We start from the raw sequence: 8,621 nt of genomic DNA on the forward strand, positions 1-8,621 counted from the left end.
CCCGGGTCGGCCTCGAACGCCGGCCGGGGCCGCGCCCCGGCCGGCGTTCGAGGCCGACCGACCGCGAGCCACGTGTGTCGGCACGCCCGACCCACTCGGGAAGCCTCCCCGGCGGACTCGACCCGAGCGCCCTCCCCCACCGCCGCCACCGGCCGCGTCTCCCGCCCGGCAACACACCTGTCCCCTCGGGGACCTCCGTCTCGGCGCCCCGCACGCCGGCGGCGACCCACCGCACGACCCGGACGGGACCCCGTGCCGGCCGCCCGCGACCAACCGAGACGCGGCGGAGCGTCGCTCCGGCTCCGCCGGCGGTGTGGGTCACAGGCGGACGAGCATCTTGCCGGTGTTGGCGCCGCGCAGCATGCCGAGGAATGCCTCCGGAGCCCGGTCGATGCCGTGCACGATCGTCTCCCGGGTGCGCAGGCCGCCCTCCGTGAGCCACTTCGTCGCCCGGGTGAGGTACGCCGGGAACTTGTCGTAGTGGTCGACCACGAGCAGGCCCTTCAGGGTCAGTTGCCGGAGCACCAGGTCGTAGAGGTTGCTCGGGCCCGGGACCGGTTCGGTGGCGTTGTAACCGCTGATCATGCCGACGATGGCGGCCCGACCGTGCATCCGCAGTGCCCCGATGGCGGCCTCCAGGTGCTCTCCGCCGACGTTGTCCACGTACACGTCGATGCCCTCCGGCGCCGCCTCCGCCAACTGCTCCGCGATCGAACCGGCCCGGTGGTCGATGGCGGCGTCGAAGCCGAACACGTCCGTCAGGATCCGCCCCTTCTCGGGCCCGCCGGCCGACCCGATCACCCGGGACGCGCCGAGGTTGCGGGCGATCTGCCCGGCCAGGCTGCCCACCGCACCGGCGGCACCGGAGACGAAGACCACGTCGCCCGGGCGTACCGGAGCGGTCTCGGCGACCGCGAGGTAGGCGGTGAAGCCGACCTGCCCCAGCGCGCCGAGGTGGTCCTGCGGGCGGGTGGTCGAGACGTCCAGGACGGTGGCCTCGACGCCGTCGATCACCGCGTACTCGCGCCATCCGGCGAAGTGCGACACCGTCGCGCCCACCGCGACGTCCGCGCTGCGCGAGGCCACCACCTCGCCGACCGCGTGGCCCTCCAGCACGGCGCCGAGCGCGAACGGGACGATGTAGGAGGCGTTGTCGTTCATCCGACCGCGCATGTACGGGTCCACCGACATCCAGTTGTTGCGGACCAGGATCTGCCCGACGCCGGGCTCCGGGATCCCCGTCTCGACCAATGCGAAGTTCGCCGGCTCCGGCTCGCCCACGGGGCGCGACACCAAGTGGATCTCACGGTTCACGGGCGGATTGTCGGTGCTATCGATTTTGTCGATGTTGTTATTCTTTGCGTTCATTGTGAGGACTTCCTTGTCTCTCGGTCGGTGCGGCACCCCATACGTTGGCGGACCGCACTTCCGGTTTCCTTCCGATCGGCTGTAGGTCCGCGTGGGGTAGCGTGCGAGGGTGCGATTCGGGGTGCTCGGCCCGTTGGCCGTCTGGACGGAGGACGGCGCGTCGGTGCCGATCCCGGAGGCGAAGGTGCGCGCGCTGCTCGCGGATCTGCTGATCCACGAGGGCCGACCCGTGCCGGCCGACCGGCTGATCGAGGACCTGTGGGGCCGTCGACTCCCGCGCAATCCCGTCGCCACGCTGCAGACCCGGGTGTCCCAACTGCGCCGCGCGCTGGAGGCCGCCGAACCGGGTGGACGGGACCTGGTGGTGTGGCAGCCGCCCGGCTATCGCCTCGCCGTCTCGCCCGACGCGGTGGACGCGGGCCGGTTCCGGGTCCTGGTCGAGCGGGCCCGGAGCACCGAGGACGCGCAGACCCGGAAGACGCTGCTGACCGATGCGTTGGCGTTGGGACGCGGGCCGGCGTACGCCGACGTCGCCGACGAGGAGTTCGCCCGCTCGGTGGCCGTGCGGCTGGACAAGGAACGCATCACCGCCCAGGGGGAGCACGCGCTGGCCCGGCTCGATCTGGGCGAACAACCGTCCCCGGTCGACGAGATCGGCGACCTGGTGACCCGCCACCCGCTGTGCGAACGGCTGCGCGCGGTGTACCTGCGCGCCCTGTACCTGGCCGGGCGGCAGAGCGAGGCGCTGGCGGCGTACGCGGAACTGCGCGAGCGGCTCGCGGACGAACTGGGCGTGGATCCGGGGCCGGAACTGGCCGCGCTGTACGAGCGGATCCTCAGGCAGGATCCCGGGTTGCAGGCGACCGCGCCGGGTTCGACGATGGTGGATTCCCGCGCGGGGGCGGTCGCGGCGCCGGGAGGGGCTTCGGGCTCGACTTCCGTTCCCGAGCCGGGGCCGGGTTCTGTTTCCGATGCCGGCTCGGGGCCGGGGGTCGGCTCGGGGTCGGCCGCGGTTTCCGGCCCGGTCGCGTTCGCCGCCGCCCCGTCGCCGACGTTCGGGTTGCCCGTCGCGCTCACGCCGTTGATCGGTCGGGCGGACGCGGTGGCTCGGGTGCGGGCGCTGATGGCCGCGGAACGGCTCGTCACCCTGACCGGTCCCGGCGGTGTGGGCAAAACCGCACTGGCGGTCGAGGTGGCCCGGGACCTGCCACCGCCGGTCTCGGACGGCGTTCCGGGCGTCGAGGCGGTGGGATTCGTCGATTTCGTCGACCTCGACCCCGCCACCGCCACCCCGGCGGACGTCGTCGAGACGATCACCCGGGAGTTGCGGACGGCGGCGGGCGTCGGCGGCGAACTGCGCGCGTTGGCCGCCGCGTTGGCGTCCCGGCGGCTGCTCCTGGTGTTGGACACCTGCGAGCATGTCGTCGACGCGGTCGCCACCGTCGCCGAGGGACTGCTTCGGGCGGTGCCCGGGCTGCGGATTCTGGCCACCGGTCGGGAGCCGTTGGCCGTGCCGGGCGAGCGGTTGTGGCCCGTTCCGCCGCTGCCGGTGCCCGCGCCGGAGGCGGCGCCGGAGGTTCCGATGGGCCATGCGGCCGTGGAGCTGTTCGTCGAGCGGGTCGCCGCGACCGTGCCGGGGTTTCGTGCCGATGCCGACAACGCCGCCGCCGTGGCCACGATCTGCCGTCGTCTGGACGGGATCCCGCTCGCACTGGAGTTGGCCGCCGGCCGGGTACGCGGCCTCGGCGTCGCGGAGGTGGCCGCCCGCCTGGACGATCGATTCGCGATCGTGGCCTCGGGCCGTCGGGCCGGCCCGACACGACACCGCACCCTGCGCGCCACGCTCGACTGGAGCTGGGACCTGCTGTCCCCACCCGAACAGGCGGTGCTGCGCCGCCTGTCCGTGGCCGAGGGCGGATGGCGGCTCCCGGACGCGATCGAGGTCGCCGGGGCGGGCGGCGGCGACCTCGATGTCGTCGACGCGCTGACGCGCCTGGTGGACCGCTCCCTCGTGGCGATGACGGTCGAACCCGACGGCCCCCGCTATCGGTTGGCCGAATCGGTGCGGGCGTACGGGCTGGACCGGCTGTGGGAAGCCGGCGAACTCGCGGGCCGACGACGGGTGTCGACCTGAGGGACGACCACCCCCGACCGTGCGGCGGTGGGGACCGCACCGGTGGACGCGCTACGCGGGGTGTTCCGCGCTTTCGGGGCGCGCGGTGTCCGTGCCGGCGGTGGTGAAGACGACGTCCTCGGCGTGCGGAACGATCTCGACCTCGTCGCCCAGCGCCCATTCGGCCACCCGCGAGACCATCGGGGCCGGTACCGCCTCGCTGATCCCGGGCGCGGCCGGGATGTCGTACGTGGCGTGCGCGTCGTGCGGCAGTACCACCCGGTAGCCGCGTTCCAGCGCGGCCCGTGCGGTCGCTCCCACGCACATCTCGGACATCACGCCGCACACGGCGACGCCGGCCGCCTTCGCCTCGGCCAGCACCTCGGCCAGCGACGTACCGTCGAAGCCGTCGTCCTCGGTCTTGCGGATCACCACCTCGCGGGGACCGAGCCGTACCGGCAGCATCAACTCCCAACCGGGGGAGCCGGTTTCGTCGTCCGCGCCGACCGGTCCGTCGTTCTGGAGATGCACCACCAGCGACCCGCGCGCCCGTGCCTCGGTGAGCAGGGCGCCGACTCGATCCACCACGCGCCCGGCGTCCGGGACCGCGCTCTCGCCGGTGACGAAGGCCACCTGTACGTCCACGATGATCAATGCCGAGACGGCGTCCACGTTCTGCGTCATGCCACCCCATCCTGCCCGGTCGTCCGCGACGGGGCCGATCGGGGGCGCCTCGTGTGACCCGGCGGACGCCCGCGCCGGGGCGGGCGTCGTACATCCGCGCTTCGCCGTCCCCGGGGGCGAACATCGCGCGATTCGGTTTGAAACAGGTTGCTCGCGGGTGTCACACGAGGGTGCCCGGCATCGTCAACGTGGTGTCGCGGCACATCGGGGCCGAGCGGCCCCGGGACGGATACGAAGAGGGAGAACACCATGGAGCCTGGTTCGAGGATCGCGGTTGTCGGCGCCACCGGTCGGGCCGGGCGGCACGTGGTCGACGTGCTTCGGGAGCGCGGGCACGACGTGGTCGCGATCTCGCGGTCCACCGGCGTGGATGTGATCACCGGTGCGGGGCTCACCGAGGCGCTGGACGGAGTCGACGTCGTCATCGACGTGTCCAGCACACCCTCGCCCGACCAGCGGGAGGCCACCGAGTTCTTCACCACCTCGGCGCGCAACCTCCAGGCGGCGGGTGCCAAGACCGGCGTGCGGCGCATGGTGGTCGCCTCGATCATCGGGATCGACGCCTCGGTCGCGGGCTACAACGCGGCCAAGCTGGCCCACGAGCAGGCCGTGTCGGCCGGCCCGGTGCCGGTGCGGATCCTGCGCGCGGCGCAGTTCCACGAGTTCGTCGAGGAGTTGGCGAGCTGGGGGATGCGGGGCGAGGTGTGCCACGTGCCGAGGATGCGTACCCAGTTGATCGGCGCGCGGGCCGTGGCGGAGGGCCTGGTCGAACTGGCCACCGGTGACGGGCCGATCGAGGAGACGGCGGGTACCCCGTTCGCGGAGATCGCCGGTCCGCGTGAGGAGAACCTCGCCGAGATGGCGCGACTGGTGCTGGAGCGGCGTGGCCACACGGTCCGCGTCGAGGAGGTGAGCGACCCGGCCAACCCGGATCGCGACCTGTTCGAGAACGGCGGCCTGCTCCCCGGCCCGCACGCCACGCTCGCGGGCCCGACCTACGTCGACTGGCTCGCGGGCACCGGCGCGTGACCGGCCTGCGGGGCGCTTGCGCGACTGCGTGACCCTCGGGCGGACGGCCGCTCCGGGCGGGGCCGGCGGCTCTCGGCCCGCCCGGTGAGGGGCGCGCCGAGAGCCGCGTGGGTTGCCGGCCGCGTGCGTCCGTGCCGGCCCACCCTCGGCCGGTGGCGGTGGCGGTGGCGGTGGCGGTGGCGGTGGCGGTGGCGGTGGCTTTGGCCGTGGCCGTGGCCGTGGCCGTGGCGGTGCGGATGCCGGTGCCGATGGTGGTGCCGGCTGCGACCGCGACCCCGGTCAGGTCGTTGTCGGAACCGAGCGTGTCGCCCAGATCTCGCGTTCGGCGGACAGGGTGTCACCGGTGACGTAGGGCGTCGTGTCCCACACCATCGTCTCGCGGCCCGAGCGGGTGTAGCGCGGCCAGGACCGCCCCGGGTCGAGGTCGCGGATGAACGACACCCAGGCCCCGTGCATCGCCCGGGCAAGCGCGACGGGCGCGTCGGGGCCGGTCGCGTCCTCCGCGCGCTCGGCGCCGAGCAGGTCGAAGGCGAACGGCAGGTCGAGACAGTGGAACGCCTGGCCGCCGAACATCGGGGCGGTGGAGCGCCATTCGAAGGCGTACATCCAGGTCGGCCGGTCCTGGCCCGCACGCGCCTCGGCGATCGCGGAGGCGGCGGCCCGGAACAGCGAGTCGGTGATCGCCTGGCCGATCACCCCGGCCGGGGTCGCGCCCTCGTGCAGCGCGAGGTAGGCCGAGGTGCCCTCGGGCGACAGGCCGATCGAGCCGAGTACGCCGACGGCGGCCTCGATCGGGGCGTCCGCCATGCCGAGTTCGGCGGCGAAGTTGAACTCGTGGTGGGTGGCGCCGAGCATCAGCGGGGCCGGCGAGGCCGAGCCGTCCCGGAACGCGCCGTGCACGTCCTGGGGGATCAACTCGCCGTCGGCGAACGGCGCCAGGAGCAGTTCGGGCAGCGGCGCGCCGTCGTCCTCGGGCGCGGTGACCAGGTCCTGCAGGCGCTGCAGCTCCTCGTGCGAGAGGTCGCGTAGCGCGGCGGCGGTGGCGGGCAGGCCGGTGCGTGCGGTGAAGCGTGCGGCCACGGCGAGGCCGTCCGCGCGGCTCTGCGGGTCCATCACCGCTCCGGAGACCGAGATGCCGGCCCGGAACAACTCGTGCGCGGACGGGGTGGCCATCAGCGTCTGCACCGCGCCGCCCCCGGCCGACTGACCGGCGATGGTCACCTTGGCGGGGTCGCCGCCGAAGGCCGCGATGTTGTCCCGGACCCAGCGCAGGGCGGCGATCCAGTCCAGTACGGCCCGGTTGTCCGGCGCGTCCGCCAGGTGCAGGAAGCCCTCGATGCCGAGTCGGTAGCCGAGCGAGACCAGGACCACGCCGTCGCGGTTGAACGTGCCGCCGTCGTACCAGGGGCTGGCGGCGGAGCCGGCCACGAAGCCGCCGCCGTGGATCCAGACCAGCACGGGCAGCGCGGCGTCCGGGGTGAGGTCGGGGGTGAACACGTTGAGGTTGAGTACGTCGTCGCCCGGGATCGACGGCTCGGGGATGATCGTCGGTCCCTCGCCGAAGCCGCGACGCTGGGCGGTGGGCCCGTAGCTGGTGGCGGCCAGGGGTTCGGTCCACGACTCCGGGACCTCCGGGGCGGCGAAGCGGAGGTCGCCGACGGGGGCCTTGGCGTAGGGGATGCCCAGGAAGCGGGCGGACCGGTCCTGCCACACACCCCGGACTGGGCCGAGGGCGGTGGTGACGAGGGGTTGCTGGGACACGGGCGATCCTTGGGTGCGGGGACCGGGGTGGTCGGCGTTCGGCGGGTCTTGTCGGTGAGTATCGACCCGGGTCAATTAATATTGCAAGAGTTGAAAAAAATAATCACCGGACCGGGGGAGAAGCCAGGGCACAATCGACGACGTGAACACCGCCGCCACACCCGGCCCGGGTCCGGGCCCCGGTCCCGGTCCCGGTCCCGGTTCAAGCCCGACCGACACCGCCGCCGTGCGCCGCCACAACCTGGCGCTGGTCCTGCGCGAGATCGCCGCCCACGGGCCGTGCGCGCGGACCGAGGTCGCGGCGGCCACCGGGCTGGTCCACGCGTCGGTGACCGCGCTGGCCGCCGAACTGATCGGGCGTGGCCTGGTGGCCGAGGTCGGCTCGGCCTCCTCCGGCGGGCGGGGCCGGCCGCGTCGGTTGTTGCGCCTGGTGCCGGGGCGCGTGGTGGCGATCGCGGTACAGGTGACCCTGGAGCGGGTCGAGGTGCTGGCCGCCGACCTGGCGGGCGCCGTGGTGCACCGCGCGTCCGTCCCGCACCACGCGCCGTTCGGCGACCCCGAGCCGCTGGCCGCCGTACTCGCCGACGCGATCCGTCGCGCCGAGGCGGTGGTCCGCACGCGGCCCGACGCACACCTCGCGCGGGTCGTGATCGCCATGGCCGGGCCGGTCACCGGGCCCGGCCGCACCGTCGCCGCCGCGATCGACTTCGGCTGGGCCAGGACCGACCTGCGGGCGCTGGTGACGGCGCATCTGCCGGACCTGGCCTGCCCGGTGGACCTGGTCAACGACGCGAACGTGGCGGCCCTGGCCGAGTACCACGCCCGCGCCGAACAGGGCGGCGAACTCCCCTACGCCGTCGCGTACATCAAGGCCGACACCGGCGTCGGCGGCGGCCTGGTGGTGGGCGGCCGCATCCACACCGGCACACACGGCCTGGCCGGCGAGGTGGGCCACATCCCGCTCGCCTTCGACGGCCCCGCCTGCCCCTGCGGCGCACGCGGCTGCCTGGCCATGTACGTCGGCCCCGAACCACTCACCGCCGCCGCCGGCCTCGCCGACATCGCCGCACACGAGGGCGTCGACGCGGCCCTCACCGAACTCGACCACCGCCTACGAGCCGGCGACCCGAGCGCAACCCAAGCCCTCACCGCCGCGGGCCGTGCGGTCGGCGCGGCGGTACTGGCCATCACCGGCTTGGTCGACCCGGCCGAGGTAATCCTCGGCGGCTACCTGGCAACGTGGTACCCCTGGCTCACAGAGGGCATCGACACCACCCTGTCCGGCCGCCGCGCCGTGGCCCCCCACCTGGAACCCACCATCACCCCGGGCAGGTTGTCAGAGGAAGCCACCCTGAGAGGCGCCCTGCAAACCAGCCGAGAAGCCACCCTGAACACCCCAACCCAGATCCCACATCCAAACCCCCAAAACCCCTGACCAACAAACCCACCCGAACGTCCACCCACCCCGACTCCCCCGCGCGCGGGGCTTGGAGACCGGGGCCGATGCGACATCCGGCAGCGGGGGGAGGGCGACGGGCCGCGTCGGGTCGAGTCCGCCGGGGAGCCTTTGCGGACGGGTCGGGCGCTCCCAGCAAGCGTTGCGCTTGTGGCCACGGGCCGGCCGGTGCGGGGCCGGTCCGAGTCGTGGGGTGGGCTGCCGCCGGCG

The 8,621-nt window shown here is 73.9% G+C and carries 6 protein-coding genes; 3 read left to right on the forward strand and 3 right to left on the reverse strand.

Annotation, left to right across the window (positions count from 1 at the left end):
* Positions 1 to 318: 318 nt before the first annotated feature.
* Complete coding sequence (locus tag EMA17_RS40860) at positions 319 to 1,368, reverse strand: NADP-dependent oxidoreductase (RefSeq protein ID WP_126642296.1); 1,050 nt, start codon at positions 1,366 to 1,368, stop codon at positions 319 to 321.
* A gap of 109 nt (positions 1,369 to 1,477) precedes the next feature.
* Here EMA17_RS40860 and EMA17_RS40865 point away from each other — a divergent pair, with 109 nt between their 5' ends.
* Positions 1,478 to 3,502 (forward strand): AfsR/SARP family transcriptional regulator, encoded by a 2,025-nt coding sequence (locus EMA17_RS40865; RefSeq protein ID WP_126642297.1) that lies wholly within the window; start codon positions 1,478 to 1,480, stop codon positions 3,500 to 3,502.
* 51 nt (positions 3,503 to 3,553) lie between these two features.
* On the opposite strand, the gene EMA17_RS40870 is transcribed toward EMA17_RS40865, so the two are convergent.
* A complete protein-coding gene (locus EMA17_RS40870) occupies positions 3,554 to 4,165 on the reverse strand; it encodes an isochorismatase family protein (protein ID WP_126642298.1) in 612 nt (203 codons plus the stop codon).
* A gap of 249 nt (positions 4,166 to 4,414) precedes the next feature.
* Between EMA17_RS40870 and EMA17_RS40875 the strand changes: the two genes are divergently transcribed.
* On the forward strand, positions 4,415 to 5,194 hold the full coding sequence (locus tag EMA17_RS40875; protein WP_126642299.1) for an SDR family oxidoreductase: 780 nt from the start codon (positions 4,415 to 4,417) through the stop codon (positions 5,192 to 5,194).
* A 279-nt stretch (positions 5,195 to 5,473) separates the two neighbouring features.
* Here EMA17_RS40875 and EMA17_RS40885 read toward each other — a convergent pair whose 3' ends face one another.
* On the reverse strand, positions 5,474 to 6,955 hold the full coding sequence (locus EMA17_RS40885; RefSeq protein WP_126642301.1) for a carboxylesterase/lipase family protein: 1,482 nt from the start codon (positions 6,953 to 6,955) through the stop codon (positions 5,474 to 5,476).
* 142 nt (positions 6,956 to 7,097) lie between these two features.
* Between EMA17_RS40885 and EMA17_RS40890 the strand changes: the two genes are divergently transcribed.
* On the forward strand, positions 7,098 to 8,390 hold the full coding sequence (locus tag EMA17_RS40890) for an ROK family transcriptional regulator (RefSeq protein ID WP_126642302.1): 1,293 nt from the start codon (positions 7,098 to 7,100) through the stop codon (positions 8,388 to 8,390).
* Positions 8,391 to 8,621: the final 231 nt, after the last annotated feature.

The sequence above is a fragment of the Embleya hyalina genome (assembly GCF_003967355.1).
Classification (GTDB): Bacteria; Actinomycetota; Actinomycetes; order Streptomycetales; family Streptomycetaceae; genus Embleya; species Embleya hyalina.

Coding starts and splice junctions, on each gene's coding strand:
- EMA17_RS40870 (WP_126642298.1), bottom strand. CDS start 4,165: ATGACGCAGAACGTGGACGCCGTCTCGGCATTGATCATCGTGGACGTA.
- EMA17_RS40875 (WP_126642299.1), top strand. CDS start 4,415: ATGGAGCCTGGTTCGAGGATCGCGGTTGTCGGCGCCACCGGTCGGGCC.
- EMA17_RS40860 (WP_126642296.1), bottom strand. CDS start 1,368: ATGAACGCAAAGAATAACAACATCGACAAAATCGATAGCACCGACAAT.